Source organism: Erwinia sp. AK-PDG3-5 (assembly GCF_056821705.1).
Map to the genome: position 1 here is coordinate 1097599 of NZ_CM165967.1, position 24310 is coordinate 1121908.

The window sequence follows — 24310 nt, forward strand, 5'->3', positions numbered from 1 at the left end:
CTAGCTGGAGGATAGCAATGCATATTGCAGGCCAGATTTGTGATGGCGCTATCAAAAACGCTGAGACGAAGGTCTAACATCTTGTATACAGGCTGGTATTCGCGGCGGGAGGACGATGGGGATACCGGGCGCGAAGTGGGCCTGGGCGCAGCGCTAGCAAGAGGATTTCACTGCGGGAGTGCAGCGGGTCGTAAAGTGGTGCAAAAAAAACGGCAGGCATCATGCCTGCCGTTCTGTTCAGTTAAAAGCCGAAACTCGAGGTGCTAACCGGGTATTGACCCAGACTCTCCCGGGCTTTTAGCGCAACGGTTACAGCATCGTTTTCAGACGATAAATCCAGTCCAGCGCCTGACGTGGTGTCAGCGAGTCCGCATCCAGCGCTTCAAGTGCTTCCACCGCAGGAGACGTTTCTTCTACCAGCAATGGCAACTGTGGGCCATCGGCTTGACTGCTGGCTGCGCTACCGGACAGCGTTTCCAGCTCTTTCAGTTTCTGTCGGGCGCGCTTGATGACCTCTTTCGGCACGCCCGCCAGTGCGGCTACGGCCAGGCCATAACTTTTGCTCGCGGCACCTTCCTGCACGCTGTGCATAAAGGCAATAGTGTCGCCATGCTCAACGGCATCGAGGTGAACGTTGGCCACGCCTTCCATTTTTTCGGGCAGGGTGGTCAGCTCAAAGTAGTGGGTAGCAAACAGCGTCATCGCCTTGATGCGGTTCGCCAGGCTTTCCGCACAGGCCCAGGCCAGTGACAGTCCGTCATAGGTGGAGGTGCCGCGACCAATCTCATCCATCAGCACCAGGCTATGCTCAGTCGCGTTATGCAGGATGTTGGCGGTTTCGGTCATCTCCACCATAAAGGTCGAACGGCCGGACGCCAGATCATCTGCTGCACCAACACGTGTGAAGATGCGGTCAACAGGGCCAATTACCGCCTGCTCAGCCGGGACGTAACTGCCAATGTAGGCCAGCAGCGTGATCAGCGCCGCCTGACGCATATAGGTACTTTTACCCCCCATGTTCGGGCCGGAGATCACCAGCATACGGCGCTGCGGCGAGAGTGACAGCGGGTTAGCAATAAACGGCTCTTTTAACACTTGCTCAACCACCGGATGACGCGCGCCGGTCAGCTTGATACCCGGCTTATCGGTCAGCGTTGGGCAGCTATAGTTCAGCGTCCACGCACGTTCAGCCAGGTTGGACAGCACGTCCAGTTCCGCCAGGGCGGCGGCGCTCAGCTGCAAAGCTTCCAGATGCGGCAGCAGCAGGTCGAACAGTTGCTCATACAGGCCTTTTTCCAGCGCCAGCGCCTTGCCTTTCGAGGTCAGAACTTTGTCTTCATACTCTTTCAGCTCGGGAATGATATAGCGTTCAACGTTTTTCAGCGTCTGACGACGGACATAGTTGATCGGCACCCGATGGCTCTGTCCGCGGCTGACCTGAATATAATAGCCATGCACAGCGTTGAAGCCGACCTTCAGCGTATCCAGCCCCAGTTTTTCCCGCTCACGGATTTCCAGCTTATCAAGGTAGTCGGTGGCGCCATCTGCCAGCGCACGCCATTCGTCCAGCTCGGCGTGGTAGCCGGGCGCTATCACGCCACCATCACGGATTAGCACAGGCGGAGACTCAATCACCGCCCGTTCCAGCAGATCGCGCAGCTCATCAAACTGGCCCATTTGCGTGCGCAAGGTTTGCAGGTGCGGCGTGGCAACTTCCGCCAGCAGCGCATCCAACTGTGGCAACTGCTGGAAGGCGTGGCGCATCCGGGCCAGATCGCGTGGGCGGGCGGTGCGCAATGCCAGGCGCGCCAGAATACGCTCCAGGTCGCCGACCTGACGCAGCAGAGGGGAGAGTTCCGCGGTAAAGTCCTGCAGTGATCCAATGCTCTGCTGACGATTCTCTAAGGTTTTAATTTCCCGCACCGGCATATGCAGCCAGCGTTTCAGCATGCGGCTACCCATCGGCGTGACGGTTTTATCCAGCACCGCCGCCAGGGTGTTTTCAATGCCGCCGGCCAGGTTCTGGGTGATCTCCAGGTTACGGCGCGTTGCCGCATCCATAATGATGCCATCCTGCTGCCGCTCCATGGTCAGAGAACGGATATGGGGCAGGGAAGTGCGCTGGGTATCCTTGACGTATTGCAGCAGGCAGCCCGCCGCGCGCAGCGCATGGTGAGCCTGCTCGACGCCAAAGCCACTCAGGTCGCGGGTGCCAAACTGCATGTTAAGCTGCTGACGCGCGGTATCGACTTCAAACTCCCACAACGGGCGACGACGCAAACCACGGCGATTTTCAATCAGCGACATGGCGGCGAAATCTTCGGAATAGAGCAGTTCAGCCGGATTGGAGCGTGTCAGCTCGGCGGCCATGGTTTCCAGGTCCGACGGCTCCGCCAGGCGGAAGCGGCCAGAGCTGATATCCAGCGTGGCGAAGCCGAAGCCGCGCGGGCTCTGCCAGATGGCGGCCAGCAGGTTATCCTGGCGCTCCTGCAACAGCGCTTCATCGCTGATGGTACCCGGCGTCACGATGCGCACCACTTTGCGCTCCACCGGGCCTTTGCTCAGCGCCGGATCGCCAATCTGCTCGCAGATCGCCACCGATTCGCCCAGCTGCACCAGCTTCGCCAGGTAGTTCTCCACCGCATGATAAGGTACGCCCGCCATCGGGATCGGTTCACCGGCTGACGCCCCGCGTTTGGTCAGCGAGATTTCCAGCAGCTGCGAGGCGCGCTTCGCATCGTCATAAAACAGTTCGTAGAAATCCCCCATGCGGTAAAACAGCAGGATTTCCGGATGATCGGCCTTCAGACGCAAATATTGCTGCATCATTGGCGTATGGGTTGAAAAGTCCTTATCTGTAGACTCTTTCATATTGAATTAACTCATTTTTATGGCTTTAGAAGTACTCAAGTGGCCCCATTTGAAACCCTGATAAATCCATCTAAATCCGAAAATTTGTATGCCAGATGTATTCTAGCTACTATCGAGAATACAACATGGCTCTTCTGGTATACATGAGGCAACAACAGTGAAGATGACTCTGAATCAATCAATAATTATCAATAAGTTATCGATAGAAACCAAACCTGAGTTAGATTCAGCCGGACGAGTTGTGTATGTGCCTAACATTTCTGGTAAGCCGTATCTTATCACTGACAGCCACCGTGATTCACCCGTAGGCTTTGGTGTAAAGATCAGTGCAACAAAGAAGACCTATATCATCCAGAGAAGAGTTTCAGGAGGGGACAGAAGTCCTTCAGAGGGCAAGTCTCCTTCACAGGTAATCAGAGCGACGATAGGTAATGTATCGGATTTTGCTTCGATTGATCAGGCTCGTGAAGTTGCGAGAACCTACGCACAATCGATGAAATCTACTAAAAGAAACCCAAATACAGTTAAACGAGAAGCTGATATCGCAGAGCTAACTCTCAGTGAGATTTTTGCTCAATATCGTCAGCACCTCTTAGGACGAAGCAAACCAGCAAAACCAAATTCGATCCGGGTGCTGGATAAAGCTGAACAGAAGCTTAAAGAGTGGGAGCGGTATAGAGTCCGTGACCTCACAGGAAGCCTCATTCTCAAGAAGTTTGATGAGATAGCCTCAAAGACCAGAACGACGGCCGAGCAGACTTTCAGATGGGCAAATGTGGCAGTTCAACATTCTATCGATGTAGAAGCGATGAATGCACAGAGCCAGCAACGACTGCCTGTTCTCACATACAACCCATTCACTGTGCTCAGAGTGCAAAAGAAATACCGCAGTCGCTCTGAACTGGAAGAAAGCTATCAGTCAAAAGGTGTGAGAAATCCGCTTTCAGCAAAAGATACATTGGGTGAGTTTCTGGATGCACTGAACAACAAGAGAAGCTTTAACCGCCTTGGTTGCGATTACCTTCTACTAACGGTGTTACTTGGTGCGAGGAAGGAAGAAACGGCTTCTCTATGCTGGAGAGAGGAGCTATCGGTAGAAGAAGCAAAGTCTACGAGCTATGTCGATTTGGCTAATAGGAAAATTTTCTTCTTTGATACCAAGAACAGGACGAATCATGAGCTTCCCATCTGTGATGCTGTCAGATGTTTGTTAGAGCAAAGAAGAGATATCGTTTTTGATAAGGAAGTAAAAGCGAGTCGCAGAAAATGGGTGTTTCCAGCACGATCACCTCGAAGTAAAAGCGGGCACTATAGTGATAGTAAAACACTTAGGGAATACTTATGTGCAGAAGCCGGAATCGCTAAGTTAGGCACTCATGACCTGAGAAGAACCTTTGGCAGGATCGCTGAAGAGATTGGCTCCTATGCTGTTGTAAAGAAGCTCCTGAATCACCGTAACACAACTGATCCTACCGAGAGGTATGCTGAACCGGACAAAAACCGTGTGTTTGAGGCACTACAGCGGATTGAGCTACATATACTGATGACTGCGCCAGGGTTATATAATAATTTACTGGCTTCAGCAAAATACCCACCAATACCTGAATATTCTGGGAAGCAAGCATGAGTGCTATTGAAACCTTGAGAGAAATGTCAGAGGTCTGGAGTTTGTTTGGTGACATGCCAGATGATGCCACCATTGGGGTAGATTTAGCGGCACTGTATTTAGGAGTAAGTGTTAAAACCCTTGCTCGTTACCGTCAGAATGGTGATGGTCCACCGTATGTTCAATATCAATCTTCTGAAAGCAAAGCTCGCAACCAACGGGTGAATTATTTGCTTGGTGATCTTCGTGCCTGGAGAAACAATCATAGAGTAAGTAGCACTATGCAGGCCGCCCAGGTTAGAGGATTGGCTTTTACCTCTTTAAAGGATTTTGTCGAGCCTCAGCCATTCTGGGCAGATAGTAGTGATGATAAAATCATTGGACATATTCTTACTTTACCACACAGTATTTTTAAAGATTGCCTAAAAAATCATACTTGCGAAGTAATTTGGATAAGTGTTGAAGAAGCTCTATCAAGGCAATGGAGAAATGCAGAAGAAAGAAAAATATGGCACAGTATTTTTCGTGAGACTATCCAATGCATTATTCTTGAATCAACTTCACAACAAGAGAAACATGAAATATTATCTAATTTGGATATAAGGCATTGAGCGAAAACATTAAGGTGCTTTATTCAAGCACCTTTTTTTACTAATAGCGAAGGTCTTCACTGTTAAATATCTGACAAGTTTTTGTTTCTTTGTGAAGCATTTTCCTAGTCTCCTCATCATATCTTTTGGAAGCTAAGATGTAATGCAGAGTGGCTTTATAGGAATCTAAAACATTGGGAGGGCATAAAAGTTCTAATGTACCAAATGAGAAAAGTTTAACCCCATCAAAAAGATAAAACCTCCCATCGTTGGATGTTGATAAATGCCACTGTGGATCTTTGAATTTTTCAGCGGGCCGATTTTCGACTGAAATTGCTGGTCTTATGACTTCAAAGCCATTTATTCCAACTAATCTTGCCGCGAAATTAACAATTAAAGTGGGAATAACAGGAAGCATTAGAGATAGAGCTATCAGAAAAAGCAAAGCCAATCCAAAAGTTGTCATGCTTTGTTTTATATAACTTACCGAATTTTTAATGTGAATAAAGTAGAAAGCAGGTAGCAATGTGATGGTTAGGACTACTATACCTAAACCGTAATACTTGAGAACTTGAATTAATTCCGAGTCAGTATTGTCAAACTTGAGACTCTGAGTAATGACAGGGAACGGGAAACAAAACATCCAAGATACTAACCCTATGAAAAAGGCTCTACCTACAAAGAGAGAAGTTAATCTAAAAATGTCTATTTTTGAATGTGATATATTGTAGTTTTCAATTATCGATTTCTTATTAAAAAACAAGCTAAAAACTATTGGGAAAAAAGTGCTGCATAGTATTATCTTAAATACATTAAATTGGTTCATTTCAGTTTCCGTAAACTCTGCTAAATAAACCAATAAAGTAAAAGATATCAATGTGCTCAAAAGTAATATTATTGAATGAGTTCTCTTTACACGTTCATAGCCTAAAATATTTGGAACTTCTCTTTTTATAACTAAGCAACCCATAAAAGATGGAGAATAAAACAGGAACATAAAAAGAAAAAAGCTAAAAAGAATTATTGCACCAGAAAAAGAAAATAAACTTTCGAAAGTAACTGCTTTTAAGAAAAGATCTGTTCTGCCTAAAAAGACAAGATAAGTCCATATAAATCCAACGGTAATAAGAGTTAAAAAGGCACCCGAAGCAAAGAATTTGATAGCGGGTTTCTTAAGTTCCTCAAAAGTCATGAGTTACATCCTTTAAAGAATGAAAAATATCCTGCAAGATTATAACCTGCCTAAGTTGACAAATCTATTTGATATGATAATAACATTTCAAAAACCATGATGATTCAAAAAGTATATGGAAATAAAATGCAAGATTTAGATAGGTTTTAAACAAGTATTTTGCAAAATACTTTACAAAAATATTAGTGATGTTAGATATATCAAGGGTTGGAGTAGTAAAAGGTTAGTATAAGGTAAATAGAATATACCTTCTATCTACCTTATATATAAATGCAATAATAACTTTAAATTCACTTGATATTACTGGTTTTATTAAGTAAAAGACAATAATTTCTCTGCAAGATACTTATAGGTCATTTTCCATGTAGGTTATACATATACCTGTTTTGCAAGATTTTTAAATAAGATTGGAAATAAAATAATGTAAATAATATAAGGGGAGGTATGGATAGAATAGTAACAAATACAATAAAAATGGATACAGGAGAGAGGTGTTGTCTCATAACTGATAAAGTCTCAAAAATGCCACTTTATTATCCATGTTTATATATATCATCAGAATTAAGAAAGAAGAACGAGTCAATTTCAACTATTGAGCTACATTCAGCGAGTATAGCTTTGTTTTATCGATTTTTGAATTTTAAGAAAATTGACTTAGAAGAAAGGATCAGAACAGCAGAGTTTCTTCGTCTTCAAGAGATTGATGCATTGAAAGAATTCATAACTAAGAGAATGAAAAAAGAGAAGGTCGTAAACCTTGACAGCGGGTGCAGGGTTAGTAGCAATACGCAATATTTCAGATTAACAGCCATTACAAAATACCTTGAATGGCTATGTGACTTCTTCACGGTAAGTTATAAAATAGATCATATACTTATTGATAAATTCATTGCGAAAATGAAAAGTCATAGACCTAAAATTAGATTCAGAAATCAAAATTCATTAAATGATAAAAATCTCAGTAATAATCAACTAAATATTTTGTTTGATGTTTTAAAGGTAGGTTCAGAAATGAATCCATTTAAAGCTGATGTGCAAAGGCGAAATAGGCTAATGATATTAATTCTTTATCATTTAGGATTAAGGGCAGGAGAATTACTAAACATCAAGGTTACAGATATTGATATAGGTTCTCAGACAATTTCAATTAACAGGAGGGCTGATGACCCTGATGACTCAAGGATAAAACAACCACTTGTTAAAACCTTAGAAAGGAAGCTGTCTATATCAAATGATCTATGCAATGAAATTTGTAATTATATAAAATTTGAAAGGCGTAAGCATAGAATGAAAAAAGATAATGGGTATTTATTTATCTGCCATAAAAAAGGAAATACTTTCGGTGAACCCTTATCTATTCAAGCATATCATAAAATTATTAATGCTTTAAAGAATTCTTGCCCAGAACTTTCCAGAATGACAGGGCATAAGTTAAGGCATACCTGGAACTATGAGTTTTCTTCAAAGATGGATCAAATGGAAAATCCGCCTAACCAATATGAGCAAGAACAAATGAGGTCTTTACTGATGGGTTGGAAAGAGGGTTCGGGGACTGCTTCAACTTATAACAGAAGATTCATCGAAAAGAAAGCCGGAGAGATAGCTTTAAATATGCAAAAAGAGATTATCAACAGAGGAGATGTTTGATGTTAAAAGTAAATGTTAATGGTGACGATAATGAGAGCACTTATGAAGCTAAAACGAAAGGTTATTACTTTTCCTTAAGTGATGAGACATGGAGGCTAAGCCGAAATGCGACAGTTAATATTAAAGCGGTAAAAGATGCCATAAACAAAGAATTGTTGGGAGGATATTTAAAAACACTGAAATACTTAGCTTGTGAATTAAGTCCTGCTTCAGTTAAATTAATAAACAATAATTTTAGAAGATTTATTGTAAATGTGAAGCCTGAGAGAATTGATGAGTTTTCCCTTGTGAGGTTTAGAGGATCTGATGGTAAGAACAATAATATTATGTTATCGGTAAGGATACTCATAAAAAAATGGTATGAATTGGGCTATTCTGGAATAGATGAAGGTGCATATGTTTTTTTGTGCAAACTAATAATCCCTGATAACAAAAAAGGAGAAGTTGTAAGAAGAAGAGATCAAGTTAAAGGCCCATTTACCGATATCGAATTACAATCTTTTCTTGAAGCTTGCTATAGAGCATATGACAAGGGAAAAATAGATATTACTCAATTAGCAATGACTTTGCTGATAAGCGCAACTGGAAGAAGGCCACTACAGATTTCACAGATGAAGGTGTCGGATATAAGAAGGTTAAAAGTAATTGAGAATAACTATTCTTATGTCATTAGTATCCCAAGGATAAAGCAAGGCTTGGGGTTCAGAGAAGCTTGCAGAAGTTATCAAGTGACAAAAGACTTGTATGATTTACTCTGTAAACAGTGTGATTTAAGTGTCAAAGAAATTTCAAGTGCATTGGGCAGAGAACTGAATGATAGAGAAGTAGGAAGTACACCTCTTTTTATATCAATGCAAAAATTAAGGATTTTCAAAAACAATAACGAACTTAGCAAGGTTTTTGTTTCGGATAAAGCTCACGAATATTCTGTGAAGATTAATAAAACACTTAGGTTTATCGCTGAAACAGAAAATGTTTTCTCTGAGAGAACTAATGAAAGATTAAATGTAAATTCCCGAAGGTTCCGTTACACCGTTGGCACAAGAGCTGCGAGAGAAGGTGCCAGCGAATTGGTCATTGCAGAACTGTTAGACCACTCTACAACTCAATATACAGGGGTGTATGTTGAGTTTAATGCTGATCATGTTGCAAGAATTGACCAGGCAGTGGGGAATCATATGCAGAAGTATTCCGGTTTTTTTCAAGGTGAAATCAAGGTGGATAATTTAGTAAAAGAAAACGAATTGGCAGTAAGAAACTTAGCAGGTGAAGTAACTGGAGCATGTGATGGCTGTAAATCTTGTCAGGCTAATGTTCCTGTTCCTTGTTATACCTGCCACCACTTTCATCCATTTGTTGATGCACCACATATGGAATTACGAAATCATTTATTGAAACAAAGAGAACGAGTTATGACTAATACTCAAGATACAACTATCAGTAAAACCTTAGACAGAACAATAATGGCTGTAGAAGAAGTAGTAAAAAAATGTGAGACTTTAAAATTACAAAGGAGTAATAGACATGAATGAAAGTGATATAGTTAATTTTAGGAGTAAAACAGGAATCTTAGCAGAAAAAAACCTTAAAGAATTTATCCTAAATTGCAAAGGCCAGTTGAGTGAAAATCTACTTGATAATGATTGGGATAGTAATCATTGGAGGAAAATATTTAAATTTTCTAAATTTAAGATTAAGAATGTAAAGTTGGAATCGTTTAGTAAAGCGGAAGATCTTGATCCTAGTTACCTTGATTTTTGCAAATCATATGTGGCTTATATTTTTTGCTCTAATACGAAAGGATTTGATAAATTAACTTTTCCCATTGTGCTTAGAGTGATCGAAAAAAATCTTTTAGTTTATACTGGTTATGGTGATATAAAATTACTAAACCCAGTCATTCTCGATGAGTGCTTATCTGACATTAATGATAACTACACTAAAGCAGTGGCTTACAAATGTGGTAAATTCATGGAGAAATTAATCACCTTCCTGAACGAGAAAGAACTTCTTAATTGTGGCTTAATCAAATGGAGTAGTTACATTAGACCGCCTGAGTCAAGATTGTCGATTTCTGATAATGCAGACAAAGCCAGATTAGCTAAACTGCCTAATGAAAAGGCTTTACAAGCAATTGGAGAGCTCTTCTCAATGCAAGACCATGATCTTCATGAAAGAGACCTTTTTGTTACTTCTGTCTTCGCTCTGCTTATGTGTGCACCAAGCCGTATAACTGAAATATTATCTTTACGAGCTGACTGCGAAGTAATCGAAAAGAATAGGGAAGGAAAGGAATGCTACGGCTTGAGATTTTATTCATTAAAAGGTTTCGGAGCAAATATAAAGTGGATACCTGAAGTTATGGTTTCTACGGCTAAACTTGCCATCAAAAGGCTATTAAAATTATCTGAAAAGCCAAGGGAAAGAAGTGAGGTTCTTGAGCATAAGATGAAAGATAAATCAGCAAGAAAAATTTGGTTTGATAAGGAAAAGGATGTTCGATTCAGTAATGCGCTTTGTGCCCTTTTCGTTAACCAACTCAGTATGAAACTACAAACTGGTAGTGAACTGTTTAAAATATCAAATGTCTTTTTCTCAAAGGAGTTAGGTAGTTCAAAAATTAATAAACATAAGAATATTTTCGAAAGGCATGGATACTATGATGAACATAATAAGGCTTTGTTCCTGAGGACTCATCAGGCCAGACATCTACTTAACACTATCGCTCAAAGAGGAGGCCTCGGAGAGCTGGACATAGCAAAATGGTCGGGTAGGGTGTCTGTTACCCAGAATAGAGTTTACAACCACATCACAGAAGCTGAGATGATTGAAAAGGTAAAAGCTCTGGGGATTAATCAAAATAACATAATCCCCTGCGATAGTGATGTGAATGAGAACTTCGAAATCTCCACTCTTCATGACTTAAAAAACAAAATAGAGCACGGTGCTGTCCATACAACAGAATATGGATATTGTGTGCATGACTACATATTAGCTCCCTGTAGCAAATACTTTGATTGTATCAACTGTAGTGAGCAAGTTTGTGTCAAAGGGGAAAAGCAGAAGCTTGATAGGCTCAAGTCCTTACTTGATGCGACAGAAGGCCTCGTTGTTAAGGCTAAGGAGGCTATTAGTGAGGACGAACTCGGAGCTGATAAGTGGTATCAGCATCAAACCAAGACATTTGAAAGACTGAAGGGGATTATTGCATTGATGGAAAATCCCGAATTACCTGATGGTTCGCTTATAAGAACACATGGTGACGATTTTTCACACCTGTCCCGTATTTTAGTAATGAAGAAGGATGACAAGATAACAAACAAGGAGAACAATAATGGCCAAACACCTAACTAATAAAGATCTACAAATAATTATAAATTCTATAGCAGGATGGCAGAGTTTAAGGCAAGGAAAGTTTACCTGGGAAAACCTTTGTGACTCTGTTACAGAGCTTCTGGGTAAGAGACCGACAAGACAATCCCTTAGTCAGCATAAAGAAATAGTAAGGGCTTTTGAACTTCAAAAAAAAACCATAAAATCTGGTGCATCTGAAGTCAAAAGACCTGCAAACCTGAACATTGCTTCACAGCAGATAAGAAATCTGCAACTAAAAAATCAATCGCTCAAAGAAGAAGTTAGAGTTTTAAAACAACAATTCATAATATGGCAGTATAATGCTTATAAATATGGGATAAAAGAACATCAACTCAATGCCCCACTGATTCCAGTTGATAGGGAAAAAACTGATAAAGAGTAATATTATTAAGGTGAGAAAAGTTGATTTTAAAATAGAATACGTTATAAATAATATGTCAAGGATGACAAACTAGCAAGGATGCTTACTATGAATGGATTACAAAGATATTTGCCAGATCAAAGGTTTTTGATTTTACTTAATAGATTCATAATTAGATATGATGAGTCTCAATGTAATAAACAAAAGATTGTGAAGGATGCCTACTTATTTTGTGTAGGATACTTTTTAAAATATCAATCTGACTATGAAAATCACCATTTAGCCGGGTCAAGTAATATCCTGGCGGTTTTAACTTCGGCTTTACTCAGCCCTAACTATCATACAATACCTTCAACTATTGGCCTTGAGAGGGTTCTATACTTTTATAAGTTCATAGTTGAGTATGTCATTTGGAATGAATATGAGGCTGAGAAAACATTCAGAAGTCAAAAGAAGAGTTTTGAGTATAGGCCTGAAGTTAAATGTCAGAGAAATAAAGTGAGAAAATAATTCTCGGGTTTTCTGCATCGCAAATAAGCTATAATTTACAAGCCACATTTTCTATTAATTTTAAATTAATAGTGTGCACTATGCATACGGAACATGTGGCACCTGTTCCTTAAATCGTGTAATATCTTATTTATATAATTCAGCTCAGGATTTTGCAATGAACGATTACGAACAAAAACTTCTGGAGAATGGTTTTTCTGCAAAGGATATTGGTAAACTAAAAAGTATTATCAAGAGAGACGAATCTCAAACAGACTCACTCAAGAGCCTTGTTTTAGATTTAAGTAAGCGATTCTGGGCTGGGGTTATTTGCATTGCTATCATTGCTTCTGTCTTTGCATACGGCATCTATAAAGGACACAATGAGAGCTTAGTCTCATATGGTATCGTTCTTATCATAGGGGTGATAATCGTTTATTTTGTTATACCCCTTAATCTTGCTTGGAAAGCTCACTGTTTTATTAGAAAGAGCAGAAACTAGTTACCTTCTTTTTTGTCATTCATTTGCTGAAGATTTAGCCCTATCCCTGCCCCTTTGACCGCTGCTCCGGCTCCTTTGAGGGCAAGAGCAGGCTTACTCATTACCTGAACTTTGCGGTAGTAATCAGTTGGAAGATATTTGAATAACCTCCACGATTCTGGCTTTAGGGTCAGCTTAAAAATCCCGTAGTAAGAAGTGGTCAGGTCCACAACTTGATATGCAAGTAAACCAAGACGAGAGTCAAAGCCAAAAAACTCCGCTGTATCTTCGTATGCCTCTTTAACTGGATTTGATGGATTAGCTATACCCCTGAGTTTATCGATGCTTTCAATCGTAGAGCCTGCTCCGTTTGCGACCAAGGCTGAACCTGCCAACATACCTACTACATTCCCTGTCGCTAATGAACCTGCAACAACCCCGACACCAGCGACCATCTGAAGTGTCCCCAGTACGACCCCTATACCATCTATCACATAACCAATAATTTTCTCGTTATCATGATAAAACTTAACAGATGCTGAAATGGTGGCTTGACCTGAACGAAGCATCCTGTCTTGCAGGGTGAGGTTATGTGCTTCTTGCTTCAAATTTTGTATGCATTCCTGACATTGCTCATCACTGGTAGCAGAACGAATGGTGTTAAGTTGAAGATTCGCAAAGTCCCTCACTTCATCATGAAAACGCATCCTTAGCATTCCATCTTTCAGGTGAATGAGGGAGAGATTGTTAGCCAATCTTACTAGTTGATTTGCCTGAAGATTACCCATTGTGAGGAAGTAATCCGAAAATCTGTTCTTATTCCAGTAGTTGTCCATAACATTACCTTTATGTAAACATAGCTTTCAGTTAAGAGTGCTAATCAGATCCTAAAATAACTGGAGTTGGAAAGGAAGACAAATGAGTATTGATCTTTTTCTAAAAATTGAAGGCATTACAGGTGAATCACAAGACTCAAACCATAAGGGATGGATTAATGTCGATTCCTTCACTTGGGGAGCAAGTCAACCTGGCAACACGAGTGTTGGTGGAGGTGGTGGTGCCGGGAAAGTGCACTATCGTGATCTCACTGTTCAAACTCATATCGACAAGGCTACTCCAGCAGTGATGAAGTATGTTTCATCTGGTAACCATATCAGTAAGGTAGAACTCTCCGCTTGTAAGGCAGGTGGTAGTCAAACCGAGTATTGCAGGATCACACTGGAGGATGTGCTTGTTACCAATGTCCTCTTCAATGGAGCGATACACTCCGAAATTCTGAGTATGTCTTATCAATTTCAGGCATCTAAGGTCAAAATTCAGTATTGGGAACAGGCTTCCTCAGGTGGGAAAGGGGCAGAGTCACAATCAGGATGGGATATTAAAAGTAATAAAGAAGCTTAAGTGAAAGTTTGTATCGGAAGCAGTGGTTTACACACACTGCTCCTGTTAAAAAATTATCTATTTTATCTATTCTGCTAAAACACTTTTTTCGATAAAAGTTTTACGAGCAACATTCCCAACTATATTTGTTGAAACTCCATCAAACGTCCCGCCGATTATACCTCCGACAAGGGGGATCATTTTTCCTAAGTTGATAGCTCCTTTCTCCCCAAACTTTGTTAACAATCTAAATCCTACTTTTTTGTTAATGGCGAATATTGTTTCTTTCGAAATACTTTTGATTAACTGTGTTGACATTTTTGAGCCAACGACAATCCCTGTTCCTTTGAGAATGTCTTTCGCTGCATTCCCAACAAGGCAACTGTAAACGAGGCTTCTCACTCGATCATCTTTCACATCCCATCCACCCATTATCGCAAGTGAGGTTATCATTCGGATCTGAACATACAGGACAGTAGCGATACTTGCTGGGACTGCTACAGGTAGAGTCACGATACCACCGAGTCCTGACAGAAATCCTGAGGTAACCGACTTAGTGTTTTGCCATCTAATAAGAGAATTAGCTTTGTCAACAAGGGTGCCTTCACCTTTCAAATAGCTATCTGCCATTTCAAAAGCTGAATCTGTTCCAGGTATACTCCCGTCGAGGGCTTTATCATAAGCCCAGTTAAGGACCTGCATAATTTTGCCTTCATTTATTTTTTCAGTCACTTCAAATTCCTTTATTAACATTTGATTATATGTAACTGTTATCGGCATTGTTAAATTTTTCTTTATGAATTTTAAATGGAAAAAGCCAGCATTTAGCTGGCTTTTGTTTGATTCAAATTAGGTTATTGATGGTGTAAGTTATTAACTACTTTGTCAAAAACGTGCATCCATCTCTTGAGTTGCAGTTCCGTATCACGGATACCTTCCTGTGAGTTGAAGTCACCCTTTTGAGGAAAGAACATTACCCGCCATTCTGGATAATGAACATCGTCTACTGCAATGTAAAAACCTGATTCTCTGAAATCATGAGTGCGATCAAGCTCTTTATCAAGCCCAGACCTTTCTCTTGTAGTAGACAAGTTGTATCGCCATTCTTTGATAGCTGAGAAGGGATATGTTTTTTGTTTGTTCTCTTCCTTGAGATGGATTAGTCCCCGTTTTTCATCGAGCTTCATAGCAGTTGGACCGAACTCATGGCTCTACATGCCGTCAGACTCTCCGAACACATCTCTGGTGCTGGCATTCCACTTTTTAATGCGGAATTTTTTATAAGCAAACATCAAAAGCATGATGCTTACAAAGACCCATACCAATGCCAGTTGAATGAGTCCCCTCATACCCATGAAATAGAAAATTGCTAATGGTAGGGCAATTGCAATCCATACCCGTTTCATCATTAAAAAATTAGGTTGTTTTACTTTAGTCATTGCTGTCATGTATGTGTCCTTTGTTAATGATGCTAAATTTTGGGCGCACGTGTTCGTCAGCATTTTTGCTGATAATTCAGTAAGCTACATCGCTTCGTTTGAAGTTACATTACGACTCTGAATGAGTGTCTAGCAAATCATTTGTACCGATCGATCAGATCTTTTTGATAGATACAAACTATCGCGATGGTGAAATTGATCTGTAAAAGCGATCGATCGGTTTTTCCTATCAATATGATAATTAATAAGAATAGATGGCGCATTTGACTTAATGTGTCCTTTTAAACTACTGATAACTAGTAGGTTTAAGAGGCATCAAATAGAAAATCTTTTTTTCCCAGTGGTGCTTTCTTTGATGATTGCTAGTGATTCTTTATCGCCAGTGTTTTGGGTGGGGGTAACGATGTGAAAAGGTTTCATCTTGATTGACGGCTTAAGAATGCTCAGACCCGTTGCTTTCAAGGCTTGGATAATCTGCTTCAGGTATGGGACCCATAGTAGCCAGCGAACCTTGTCTTTCTGTTCAGTATCAATCTCCTCAATATGTGGGATAGCCGGGGAGTGGAACAAAGGCTCGTCGTCTATGTTCGCCAGTCTTTCCACTGCTTCTAACTCCTCAACAGGTAACCCTGTATCGTCTATCACCTGAGGCTCGACAGCAGGGGTGAGGGTAACCTTCTGGCTCAGACTCGACCATGAGTAGGCTTTACCTAACTGGGAGGCTTTGAAAGCGATTCCTGCATACTCAAATGAGAAACCATTCATTTTACCCGTGGAAGCAATGCTCGCACTGGCTGTTATATTTTGCTTACCGAGTTCATAGATGAAATCGTCAATGGTGATGGTGCCATAGAAACTGAGCACCGCCTCAATTGCTTCCTGGATGATTTTCTTTGAAGCTTTGTTGCCTGTCCTTGCTTCCATCATTTCCTCATTCCTACCAGTTTTCCTGACTTTGGGGGCTGGAGAAGGAGATGGACCTTTGGTTCGTGTGAGCTGATGATCCCACTCAAGCTCTTGAATGATTCTGGTGCTGATGAGGTTCTCATTTCTGCCAAGGTAGAGTTGGCCATCAGGTAGACGGATGCGAGATGCAATTATATGTATGTGCTGGCCGGCCTCGTCGTCATGTAGGACATAACAACGAAGATGGGTATCATCGAATCCCATTCGCCTCATATAGTCGTCAGCAATGAGTTTCCATTGCTCATTAGTCAGTAAATCTCCCATAGGCAGGCGAAGGGAATTGTGCCATACCGGTTTCTGCACATCTGGGCGGAGCTTCTGTGTTTGCATGAACTCAGCAGTCACCTCATCCACGGAGGAACCGATCATATTACCGCCTATTATTACTGGCACTGTTTTGTGATGAGGAGCTGGAGCAAGTGCATAAGAGATGACACCTCTGAAGCACTTGCCCCTGCGGATTTTCTGCATTCCTTTCACGAGCGGAGAATCACTTATCGAGTGAGAGGAGGGCATCTCTCACATGAGATAGCTTCAGCCTGAGAGTATCGACCTCATTACTCAAAGGTTGAGCATCAGATCCGCGACGAATAAGAAATGAAGTGAGGTCATTCAACTTTTGCAGGGAAGCCGTCAGTTGATGCCAGGCTTCTTTATTAACCTCTGGAACTAAGGTAGGCAACTGCTTTAGAGCTGAAGATCTCAGCCAATAGCTCCTGCTTAGCTGTCCTCTGGACTGGTTTACTTTACTCAGCTCAACTTCATTTAATCTGACAGTTATTGAGTATCTGCGAAGACGGTTGGGAGGTAATTTCTTTGCGATAGAATTGTTGGTAAATGAAGAAGGAAACTCATCATCGAAAATAATATTTATTTTTTCCATATCAACTCCTTTTGATATTTAGGTTTTAATAGCAAGTCCGTATGCTATATGTAATAAATACCATAAAGATCAATAGTGTCAATGGCTTGGCTTTTGCTTGTGGGGTGGCTTTTATCTTTCTTTTTCAACCGAAGGGCAGAAACAAGGCAACTGAGCATCGCTCAGTTAGCCCTTGCTTATTTTTTTATTGAAACTTGACTTTCTGAAAAATATGTTTCATATAATATTGTTTATTTAATTTGCTGGAGGGATTTATGAAAAGAAAAATTGGCATGATGGTTTTTTTTATTATTTTTTTGAATGTGTTGTTGGTTCTTTTTCGTCATACTGATAATGACTACTTTGCATTTCTATTGGCAATTATTTCGATAGCTGATATTCTTATTGCTTTTTTATTGCTGTGTTTTTTTATTAGATTTCTTCTTGTCAGAAGATAATCCATTGTTTTTAAAGTGGTTAATTCTTTTTATAATAGCATCGTAAATAGACGTTGTTCCACCTACTTCATTCTCTTTTAATCTATTTAAAATAAATTCATCTAAATTGATGAATAGTTTAGCTAAAAGACAATCTGCTACGATTATGAGTTTTGTGATAGTGAAGTAATAGTAAAATTTATCTGATTTCATCACTTCATATGATGGGATTATTTCACCAATTTTCTTGCCATACATCAGATAGGTTATAGCGATTAAACCAGTGAAGAAGGTTAGTATAAAGTCATTTAAATACTTATAAGAGTTTCTGTGAAGATATAAACAAAAAATTAAAGTAGCGGAGATGAATATCACTATGCCAAACAGAATTTCAGGGGTGTTCCTGATCAGATAGTTATCAAATAATATTCCTGATATGATTCCAGCTATAGGTGAAATCAAAAACACCAGAAAAAAATAGCAAAAAAACTTCATCATAGGGATATTCCTTTATTTAAGAGTAGTTATAGTTTTGATTTACAGGTAAAAGCGATGTTGTGAGATGTTCCTTCCTGTAATCTACATCCTAAACACCAAGACTGCACAATGAATCTACCATCGCCCATATTTCGCATACCAAAATCATCATGTTTATAGAAAATATGAGTGCCTGCTTTGCTGGAGCATGAAGGGCAACTTTTGAACACATCGCCATTTCTCTCAATAACCACAGAATCATGCAGTGGCCGTTGACATGTAGCACATAACTCTTCTGCTGTTAACTCAGACATTTGGTTGTTTCTCCATCATTTTATTCAAAATCAATTGATTAGGCATCAGTCCTTGTTGGTCGAAATGCAACCAAAACATAAGTTAATGTAATCATATTGACATGTGATATAAAATTTTTCAAAACAAATTTACATCCTAATTCATGATGATTATTATTGTGGAATAAGAAAATTCTGTAACAAAAATGTGTTGATCTCATAAAAATCATGATGTTATGTATTTTTTGTTTTTTTAGTTCATTTTTTTCTTGGTTTTATACCTTCTTTAAAAGGTAATTAAAATTCTTGTTTTTTTCTTTGATGCTTTCTGGATGGTAATGTTATGCAAAAAAACATATCAAAAACAATGCATTCTGAATGGGTGTTGAGGAATAGCCTTTACTGGATGAGTGCTACCACTCGCTGGAAGCTTGATGAAGACGATGAGCACTGGCTCGTCTCGTTCGAAGACTGGAACGACGAGGTTGAGTTCGAGTTCGAACGACTGCTGAATGACTACAAGCTCAGGGAGAAGCTTCAGGCTCATACCGGACAGGTCAGGACTTCTATCATCGACAATGTTCTGAGGAGTATTGATTCGAGACTCTCTCAATGAATACGATGCCATTCAACTTTGACCGCCTTAGCAATGGCAAAGTCTTCATCAGCAACCTTGCTGGCTTTCACAGCTTCGTCGATGACGAAGAGCTACATCTTCTTGCCGATAACAAATTTCCTCCAGAACAAACAACCTCCCGGCTACTTGAAAGCAAATTGTTCATTGCAGACGATGCTACTCAGGCAGTTTCAAAAGCCTCTCTGAGTTCTGCCTTTGCTAAACGACTGATTAACGAACTGGCCGTCCGGCCTATTTTCATGATTGTGCCGACTCTCAGGTGCGATCACACATGCAAGTATTGCCAGGTCAGCAGAGCATCGGTCACCGCTGATGGTTACGACCTGAACCCAGAACTGATACCGCAAATCGTCAGCACAATTAAGAAGCTGGGCACTTCACCTTACAAGATAGAAGTGCAGGGCGGAGAACCGCTTCTCAGGTTCGATCTCGTCCAGTCAATTTACGAGGAGTGTATGAGTTTGTTAGGTAGTGATGCTTTCGAAATGGTTATTGCCACGAGTCTATCAATACTCGATGAAAGCATCCTCTCATGGGTTGAAGACCGGAATATCACCTTTTCTGTGTCGCTTGATGGTAATGAAGCCGTCCATAATAAAAACCGTATCCTCACCGACTCTCAGGCTCACAAAAAAGCCGTCACGGGCATTAGAAAAATCACAGAAGAGCTGGGAGCAAACCGGGTAGCAACGGTCACCACAGTTACCAAAGAGCTGACAAAAGAACCAGCTTCCATAGTGGATGCTCATCTTTCTCTTGGCCTAACCGACATGTTTATCAGGCCAGTCAGCCCATATGGGTTTGCTCAGAAGCAAAGCTTCACTTTTTCAATGCCTGAATATTTTGAGTTTTATAAGAAGTTGATGCAGGAAGTGTTGCTTCAGAACCAGAAGGGTATACCTGTCGTTGAGCATTCGGCTTCAATCCATCTAAAGAGAATTTTCAATCCAGGCTTCAGTGGTTATGCAGATCTGAAATCACCAAGTGGAGTCGTGCTGAACTGTATTCTGTTTAACTATGATGGCAAGGTCTACGGTAGCGACGAAAGCCGTATGCTCCAGAAAGTAAATCCCGAAGCAGATTTCAGTGCAGGAGAGTTTGCTTCACTCTCATTCAGTAGCAACGAATACTACCGTTCCGCTCTCTCATTTTCATTTAATTTCGCCATGCCCGGTTGTGATACCTGTGCTTACCAACCTTTCTGTGGAGCAGATCCTTGTCAGAACATCAGTGTTCATGGCGAGCCTGTTGGTGACAAGAGTCGGTCAACCTTCTGCCAGTATCACAAAGGGATGTTCCGCTTCCTGCTGAATGAAATCTCTCATGATGGACCAATGGCTGAGATGCTCAAAAGGTGGGCTTATGTCTGAGGTGCTGAGAAACGATATTTTCCGGTTTTCATCAGACTTACCCGTTCAGCAAGGCTTCTATTGCCTGTGTAAAACCAAGCCCGAGAATCCTAAATTCTATCTGCCAAATTTGCTTGTCACTGCGACACAACTCGATTCCAGACTGCCTGCATATTTCGCAGACTCGATTGTAAGCCAGGAACTTTTCGATTCCATTGAAGATGGTGACATTGGGATCGTCAACAATGGCAACATGCTCCGGGTGATACTGTCCCGCAGAGCAAACCACAACACTGTCCTTGTCACTGAAAGGTGCAACAACAGTTGCCTGTTTTGTTCTCAGCCTCCTAAAGTTGGAAACGATGACTGGCTTCTCAACCAGTCAGCTCTCGCTATCGCTTCCTTCTCTCTGAATGGAGTAGTGGGAGTGAGCGGGGGAGAGCCTTTGCTCTATGGCGAAGACTTCCTGCATTTTCTGGACTTCATAATCGAAAATTCTCCTGACACAGCACTGCATGTTCTAACCAACGGAAGGAAGTTTGCGGATGTCAGTTTTACCCAGCAGATGAAGGAAAGAAGCGATAAGATCAAAATCACGTTTGGGATACCGCTTTATTCTTCAAGAGCATCAGTGCACGACTACCTGGTCGGAAGCGAGGGAGCATTCGATGAAACAGTCAGGGGAATGATCAATGCCGGTAACTCAGGGATCAACATAGAACTGAGAGTCATCCCTACTCAGGCTAACTATACAGAGCTTGATGACATAGTAGAGTTTGCTGGTCGTGTGTTCTCGAACATTAACCAGATCTCCCTGATGGGGTTAGAGTCGATTGGATGGGCCCGTAAGAACTGGTCATCAATCTTCATAGAGCACGACAACTACAGCGAAAAAATCCTTTCGGCTGTAGACACTGCACACAGGTCAGGTATCCCTCTTACCATTTTCAATTACCCACTGTGCCACCTTCCTGAAAGGGCATGGGGTTTTGCTACACAGTCCATCTCTGACTGGAAAAATTACTATCCCAAAGAATGTGATGAATGCACTCAGAAGTCTTCCTGTGCTGGTTATTTCAGTTCATCAAAAGGCCGTTTTCATCAACCTCCGAGACCAATAATATGAAAAAGTTTAATTTCGCGGCTCTGCTTCCTGGATTTTTGGCACTTAACAATTCAGTCTGGGCAAGTGATTCATCTACTGGTGCCAGTGACATACCTGGTATGACCCTGAATGAGCATGATTTGGTGATAGCACCTCTCAATACCGAAGTGCCGTTCTACATTGCCGGACACAGAAGTCACAGTTCTCACCGTAGCCACAGCTCACACCGTTCTTCATCAGGTGGAGGTTACTATGGTGGAAGCACACCTTATTATCCCAAGACATACAGCACACCAAGCACCTCAGAATCATCCAGTTCAGGAACTCGTTCGTCCTCGTCTTCCTCCTCTTCTGTCCGTTCACTTCGCTCTAATGATACAGATAGCACAACCACAACAAACTCAGCAGGAACCACAGGTGCTAATCGAGCAAGTAGTGGGCTGACTTCTGATACAGAAAAACGTAAGCGGTTAATCATGAGAGTGCAATTCGCATTACTCGATAAAGGTTTCTACAACGGTAATATTGACGGGAGCATGGGACCTGCTACCAGAAATGCTATTAAGAATTTCAGAATTGCAAATGGGCTTCCAACTCCAGTAAAGGAAACCTTGGATACACAGTTGTTAAATTCATTGAGTATTTTAGCTCGATAAATTTAATTCCTTCGCATTCACTTATGTGAATTTAATTATTAGGAAAGAGGAAGCGCCATGAAGGCACTTATAGATGTTAAACCTACAGCTGAACAATTAGCCCTGTTCTCTAGAATACAACCCGGAGTTGAAATTATAAGAGGGGCTGCGGGTAGTGGGAAAACCACTACTGCATTACTAAAATTAAGGTCTGCCATCGGTTTTTACTTGAACCGTAGAAGAAGGCAGACAGAACCAAAACCCGTTAATGTTTTAGTTTTAACCTTTAACAAAACTCTAAGGGGTTATATTAAAGAACTTGCAAAAAAGCAATTTTCTGTAGGTGATGCAATTGATATGGAGGTAAGCACTTTTAATTCTTGGTCAAGAGGATTAATAGGGCCTCAGAGCATACTAACAATAGATCAAACACAATGTTTATTAAAGGGCTTTGGTAAATCATATTTTAGCGATGCTGATTTTATAGCAGATGAAGCAGCATATGTGTTAGGGCGATTTTCTAAAGATGCACTCAATGAGTATCTGACAGCAAGAAGAGATGGCAGGGGGACAGTTCCTAGAATGGAAAGACCTAATCGTGTAATCTTGCTCGAAAAGGTAATAAAACCATACTTGGATTATAAGGTTAAATACGGATTTAGAGATTGGAATGATAATGCAATCGATTTGCAGGAACATAAATATAAAAATTACGATGTTATTGTTGTAGATGAAACACAAGATTTCTCTGCTAATGAGATCCGGGCAATAATGAATCAAGCAGCGAGGGATTGCACGATTACATTTGTTTTAGATAGTGCTCAAAAGATCTATGCGAGAAGTTTTAATTGGAGCGAAGTTGGAATAAACATCAGGCCGGAAAATAGCCATAAGCTATCTTTGAATTATAGAAATACAAAGCAAATCGCAACATTAGCTGCTGCATTACTTCAAGGGATACAAGTTGACGATGATGGAAGCATTCCTAATCTCAATGGGGTAAAAAAAGAAGGAGATATGCCAATAGTTATCTGTGGCGAATATCTCAATCAAGTAAAATATTGCATTTCTCACATCAAGGAAAATATTGATTTAACTAACCAGTCGGTTGCTTTTCTACATCCCAAAGGTTGGTTTAGAGATTTAAAGCCAATTTTGCAGAGCGAGAATCTTGGTTTTGAGATTATCCAAAGTCTTTCTGAGTGGCCCGAAGGAGATGAAAATATTGCACTAACAACCTTCCACTCCGCTAAGGGATTGGAATTTGACCATGTGATCATGATTGGATTGGACGGAAGTGTGCTGGACTCCAATGAAGTTAGCGACCTTGAAAATGAAAAGAGTGCAAGGCTACGACGTTTGATCGCAATGGGTGTAGGTAGAGCTAAAGAAAGTATTATTATTGGTTTTTCAAATCATGATGTCCCTAACATTTTCAATTCTATGAAAGATGTTGTTATTAGGAGGGATGTGTGAATATAGATGAAATTATAGCAAGCAGAAACATAACTTCAATTCTACATTTCACTACTAATAGAGGATTGTTAGGAATACTTGCTACAAAAACATTGAAATCAAGATTGCGATTGAACAAAGATGAGCACCTTGCACATATTTTTCAACCAAATGCGGCTTATAGAGATAAAGATCGAGCTTGGCTTGATTATGTAAATCTCTCTATAAGTAGAATTAATACAGGTTTTTTTAATACATCTTCTCAATCTTGGCATTCAGAAAAAAATTTTTGGTGGTGTATTTTGGATTTCTCTCCAAAAATACTGAACCATCAAGGGGTGAACTTCACTACTACTAACAACATCTATACAGGTGTAATCAGAAAATCTGGACATGATGGACTCGAAGCGATGTTCGCTGGTAGGATCAATCATTGGTGGGGAAAGGACATAATGAGGCTGGAAGGCCTTGAATCGCAATTTCCTACATGCGTGCAGGCAGAAGTGTTGTATCCTAAGGAAATTTCGACGGAATTTCTCCAAGCGATTTATGTTCAAAACGACGAAATTGCTGACGAGGTCGCTGGCCAGCTAGGGGCAATGAATCATAGGAACATACCTATCATTACTTCCCCTGTAAAGTTTACGGATATGAGGTAAGAGC

Annotated in this window: 24 protein-coding genes; 15 read left to right on the forward strand and 9 right to left on the reverse strand. The window is 40.9% G+C overall.

Annotation, left to right across the window (positions count from 1 at the left end):
- Window positions 1-309: 309 nt before the first annotated feature.
- Complete coding sequence (mutS, locus tag AC1UKS_RS05005; protein WP_482436002.1) at window positions 310-2871, reverse strand: DNA mismatch repair protein MutS; 2562 nt, start codon at window positions 2869-2871, stop codon at window positions 310-312.
- A gap of 157 nt (window positions 2872-3028) precedes the next feature.
- On the opposite strand from mutS, the gene AC1UKS_RS05010 reads away from it, so the two are divergent.
- Entirely contained in the window at window positions 3029-4498 is a 1470-nt protein-coding gene (locus AC1UKS_RS05010; RefSeq protein WP_482436003.1) for a tyrosine-type recombinase/integrase, read from the forward strand.
- On the forward strand, window positions 4495-5088 hold the full coding sequence (locus AC1UKS_RS05015) for a hypothetical protein (protein ID WP_482436004.1): 594 nt from the start codon (window positions 4495-4497) through the stop codon (window positions 5086-5088). The genes AC1UKS_RS05010 and AC1UKS_RS05015 overlap by 4 nt, the downstream gene beginning before the upstream one ends.
- A gap of 40 nt (window positions 5089-5128) precedes the next feature.
- Here AC1UKS_RS05015 and AC1UKS_RS05020 read toward each other — a convergent pair whose 3' ends face one another.
- On the reverse strand, window positions 5129-6259 hold the full coding sequence (locus tag AC1UKS_RS05020) for a hypothetical protein (protein ID WP_482436005.1): 1131 nt from the start codon (window positions 6257-6259) through the stop codon (window positions 5129-5131).
- Window positions 6260-6703: 444 nt separating this feature from the next.
- Between AC1UKS_RS05020 and AC1UKS_RS05025 the strand changes: the two genes are divergently transcribed.
- From AC1UKS_RS05025 to AC1UKS_RS05050, 6 genes are all read left to right on the forward strand, one after another.
- Entirely contained in the window at window positions 6704-7906 is a 1203-nt protein-coding gene (locus AC1UKS_RS05025; RefSeq protein ID WP_482436006.1) for a tyrosine-type recombinase/integrase, read from the forward strand.
- A complete protein-coding gene (locus tag AC1UKS_RS05030) occupies window positions 7906-9438 on the forward strand; it encodes a site-specific integrase (RefSeq protein WP_482436007.1) in 1533 nt (510 codons plus the stop codon). The genes AC1UKS_RS05025 and AC1UKS_RS05030 overlap by 1 nt, the downstream gene beginning before the upstream one ends.
- Window positions 9431-11260: a hypothetical protein gene (locus AC1UKS_RS05035; protein WP_482436008.1), complete on the forward strand. Its 1830-nt coding sequence runs from the start codon at window positions 9431-9433 to the stop codon at window positions 11258-11260. Before AC1UKS_RS05030 ends, AC1UKS_RS05035 begins: the two co-directional genes overlap by 8 nt.
- On the forward strand, window positions 11241-11663 hold the full coding sequence (locus tag AC1UKS_RS05040; protein WP_482436009.1) for a hypothetical protein: 423 nt from the start codon (window positions 11241-11243) through the stop codon (window positions 11661-11663). Before AC1UKS_RS05035 ends, AC1UKS_RS05040 begins: the two co-directional genes overlap by 20 nt.
- 87 nt (window positions 11664-11750) lie before the next feature.
- On the forward strand, window positions 11751-12152 hold the full coding sequence (locus AC1UKS_RS05045) for a hypothetical protein (RefSeq protein ID WP_482436010.1): 402 nt from the start codon (window positions 11751-11753) through the stop codon (window positions 12150-12152).
- Window positions 12153-12309: 157 nt separating this feature from the next.
- Window positions 12310-12633: a hypothetical protein gene (locus tag AC1UKS_RS05050; RefSeq protein WP_482436011.1), complete on the forward strand. Its 324-nt coding sequence runs from the start codon at window positions 12310-12312 to the stop codon at window positions 12631-12633.
- Here AC1UKS_RS05050 and AC1UKS_RS05055 read toward each other — a convergent pair.
- Window positions 12630-13448 carry a DUF4225 domain-containing protein gene (locus AC1UKS_RS05055; protein ID WP_482436012.1) on the reverse strand — a complete coding sequence of 273 codons (819 nt, stop codon included), beginning with the start codon at window positions 13446-13448 and terminating at the stop codon, window positions 12630-12632. The genes AC1UKS_RS05050 and AC1UKS_RS05055 overlap by 4 nt on opposite strands.
- 82 nt (window positions 13449-13530) lie before the next feature.
- On the opposite strand from AC1UKS_RS05055, the gene AC1UKS_RS05060 reads away from it, so the two are divergent.
- Entirely contained in the window at window positions 13531-14013 is a 483-nt protein-coding gene (locus AC1UKS_RS05060; protein ID WP_482436013.1) for an Hcp family type VI secretion system effector, read from the forward strand.
- A gap of 66 nt (window positions 14014-14079) precedes the next feature.
- On the opposite strand, the gene AC1UKS_RS05065 is transcribed toward AC1UKS_RS05060, so the two are convergent.
- From AC1UKS_RS05065 to AC1UKS_RS05090, 6 genes are all read right to left on the reverse strand, one after another.
- Entirely contained in the window at window positions 14080-14724 is a 645-nt protein-coding gene (locus AC1UKS_RS05065; protein WP_482436014.1) for an EcsC family protein, read from the reverse strand.
- A gap of 122 nt (window positions 14725-14846) precedes the next feature.
- The gene (locus AC1UKS_RS05070; protein ID WP_482436015.1) at window positions 14847-15179 is read right to left on the reverse strand and encodes a DUF4755 domain-containing protein; all 333 of its coding nucleotides are present in this window, start codon (window positions 15177-15179) and stop codon (window positions 14847-14849) included.
- 24 nt (window positions 15180-15203) lie between these two features.
- Window positions 15204-15440, reverse strand: coding sequence for a hypothetical protein (locus AC1UKS_RS05075; RefSeq protein ID WP_482436016.1), 237 nt, complete (start codon window positions 15438-15440; stop codon window positions 15204-15206).
- A 306-nt stretch (window positions 15441-15746) separates the two neighbouring features.
- A complete protein-coding gene (locus AC1UKS_RS05080) occupies window positions 15747-16877 on the reverse strand; it encodes a relaxase/mobilization nuclease domain-containing protein (protein WP_482436017.1) in 1131 nt (376 codons plus the stop codon).
- A gap of 10 nt (window positions 16878-16887) precedes the next feature.
- The gene (locus tag AC1UKS_RS05085; protein WP_482436018.1) at window positions 16888-17280 is read right to left on the reverse strand and encodes a hypothetical protein; all 393 of its coding nucleotides are present in this window, start codon (window positions 17278-17280) and stop codon (window positions 16888-16890) included.
- Between the two features lie 392 nt (window positions 17281-17672).
- Window positions 17673-18194, reverse strand: a complete 522-nt coding sequence (locus AC1UKS_RS05090) for a hypothetical protein (protein WP_482436019.1) — start codon at window positions 18192-18194, stop codon at window positions 17673-17675.
- Window positions 18195-18809: 615 nt separating this feature from the next.
- Between AC1UKS_RS05090 and hxsD the strand changes: the two genes are divergently transcribed.
- The 6 genes from hxsD to AC1UKS_RS05120 are packed head-to-tail and all read left to right on the forward strand — an operon-like array spanning window position 18810 to window position 24306.
- The gene (gene hxsD, locus AC1UKS_RS05095) at window positions 18810-19082 is read left to right on the forward strand and encodes a His-Xaa-Ser system protein HxsD (protein ID WP_482436020.1); all 273 of its coding nucleotides are present in this window, start codon (window positions 18810-18812) and stop codon (window positions 19080-19082) included.
- Window positions 19079-20473, forward strand: coding sequence for a His-Xaa-Ser system radical SAM maturase HxsB (gene hxsB / locus AC1UKS_RS05100; RefSeq protein ID WP_482436021.1), 1395 nt, complete (start codon window positions 19079-19081; stop codon window positions 20471-20473). The genes hxsD and hxsB overlap by 4 nt, the downstream gene beginning before the upstream one ends.
- Entirely contained in the window at window positions 20466-21578 is a 1113-nt protein-coding gene (hxsC, locus tag AC1UKS_RS05105) for a His-Xaa-Ser system radical SAM maturase HxsC (RefSeq protein WP_482436022.1), read from the forward strand. The genes hxsB and hxsC overlap by 8 nt, the downstream gene beginning before the upstream one ends.
- A complete protein-coding gene (gene hxsA, locus AC1UKS_RS05110) occupies window positions 21575-22213 on the forward strand; it encodes a His-Xaa-Ser repeat protein HxsA (protein WP_482436023.1) in 639 nt (212 codons plus the stop codon). Before hxsC ends, hxsA begins: the two co-directional genes overlap by 4 nt.
- Before the next feature lie 57 nt (window positions 22214-22270).
- Window positions 22271-23668 carry a 3'-5' exonuclease gene (locus AC1UKS_RS05115; protein WP_482436024.1) on the forward strand — a complete coding sequence of 466 codons (1398 nt, stop codon included), beginning with the start codon at window positions 22271-22273 and terminating at the stop codon, window positions 23666-23668.
- Window positions 23665-24306, forward strand: coding sequence for a DarT ssDNA thymidine ADP-ribosyltransferase family protein (locus AC1UKS_RS05120; protein WP_482436025.1), 642 nt, complete (start codon window positions 23665-23667; stop codon window positions 24304-24306). The genes AC1UKS_RS05115 and AC1UKS_RS05120 overlap by 4 nt, the downstream gene beginning before the upstream one ends.
- Window positions 24307-24310: the final 4 nt, after the last annotated feature.

Bases quoted from the DNA above. Each gene is read 5' to 3' on its own strand.
- mutS (WP_482436002.1), bottom strand. From the start codon at position 2,871: ATGAAAGAGTCTACAGATAAGGACTTTTCAACCCATACGCCAATGATG.
- AC1UKS_RS05015 (WP_482436004.1), top strand. From the start codon at position 4,495: ATGAGTGCTATTGAAACCTTGAGAGAAATGTCAGAGGTCTGGAGTTTG.
- AC1UKS_RS05020 (WP_482436005.1), bottom strand. From the start codon at position 6,259: ATGACTTTTGAGGAACTTAAGAAACCCGCTATCAAATTCTTTGCTTCG.
- AC1UKS_RS05025 (WP_482436006.1), top strand. From the start codon at position 6,704: ATGGATAGAATAGTAACAAATACAATAAAAATGGATACAGGAGAGAGG.
- AC1UKS_RS05030 (WP_482436007.1), top strand. From the start codon at position 7,906: ATGTTAAAAGTAAATGTTAATGGTGACGATAATGAGAGCACTTATGAA.
- AC1UKS_RS05035 (WP_482436008.1), top strand. From the start codon at position 9,431: ATGAATGAAAGTGATATAGTTAATTTTAGGAGTAAAACAGGAATCTTA.
- AC1UKS_RS05040 (WP_482436009.1), top strand. From the start codon at position 11,241: ATGGCCAAACACCTAACTAATAAAGATCTACAAATAATTATAAATTCT.
- AC1UKS_RS05045 (WP_482436010.1), top strand. From the start codon at position 11,751: ATGAATGGATTACAAAGATATTTGCCAGATCAAAGGTTTTTGATTTTA.
- AC1UKS_RS05050 (WP_482436011.1), top strand. From the start codon at position 12,310: ATGAACGATTACGAACAAAAACTTCTGGAGAATGGTTTTTCTGCAAAG.
- AC1UKS_RS05055 (WP_482436012.1), bottom strand. From the start codon at position 13,448: ATGGACAACTACTGGAATAAGAACAGATTTTCGGATTACTTCCTCACA.
- AC1UKS_RS05060 (WP_482436013.1), top strand. From the start codon at position 13,531: ATGAGTATTGATCTTTTTCTAAAAATTGAAGGCATTACAGGTGAATCA.
- AC1UKS_RS05070 (WP_482436015.1), bottom strand. From the start codon at position 15,179: ATGAAGCTCGATGAAAAACGGGGACTAATCCATCTCAAGGAAGAGAAC.
- AC1UKS_RS05075 (WP_482436016.1), bottom strand. From the start codon at position 15,440: ATGACAGCAATGACTAAAGTAAAACAACCTAATTTTTTAATGATGAAA.
- AC1UKS_RS05085 (WP_482436018.1), bottom strand. From the start codon at position 17,280: ATGGAAAAAATAAATATTATTTTCGATGATGAGTTTCCTTCTTCATTT.
- AC1UKS_RS05090 (WP_482436019.1), bottom strand. From the start codon at position 18,194: ATGATGAAGTTTTTTTGCTATTTTTTTCTGGTGTTTTTGATTTCACCT.
- hxsD (WP_482436020.1), top strand. From the start codon at position 18,810: ATGCAAAAAAACATATCAAAAACAATGCATTCTGAATGGGTGTTGAGG.
- hxsB (WP_482436021.1), top strand. From the start codon at position 19,079: ATGAATACGATGCCATTCAACTTTGACCGCCTTAGCAATGGCAAAGTC.
- hxsC (WP_482436022.1), top strand. From the start codon at position 20,466: ATGTCTGAGGTGCTGAGAAACGATATTTTCCGGTTTTCATCAGACTTA.
- hxsA (WP_482436023.1), top strand. From the start codon at position 21,575: ATGAAAAAGTTTAATTTCGCGGCTCTGCTTCCTGGATTTTTGGCACTT.
- AC1UKS_RS05115 (WP_482436024.1), top strand. From the start codon at position 22,271: ATGAAGGCACTTATAGATGTTAAACCTACAGCTGAACAATTAGCCCTG.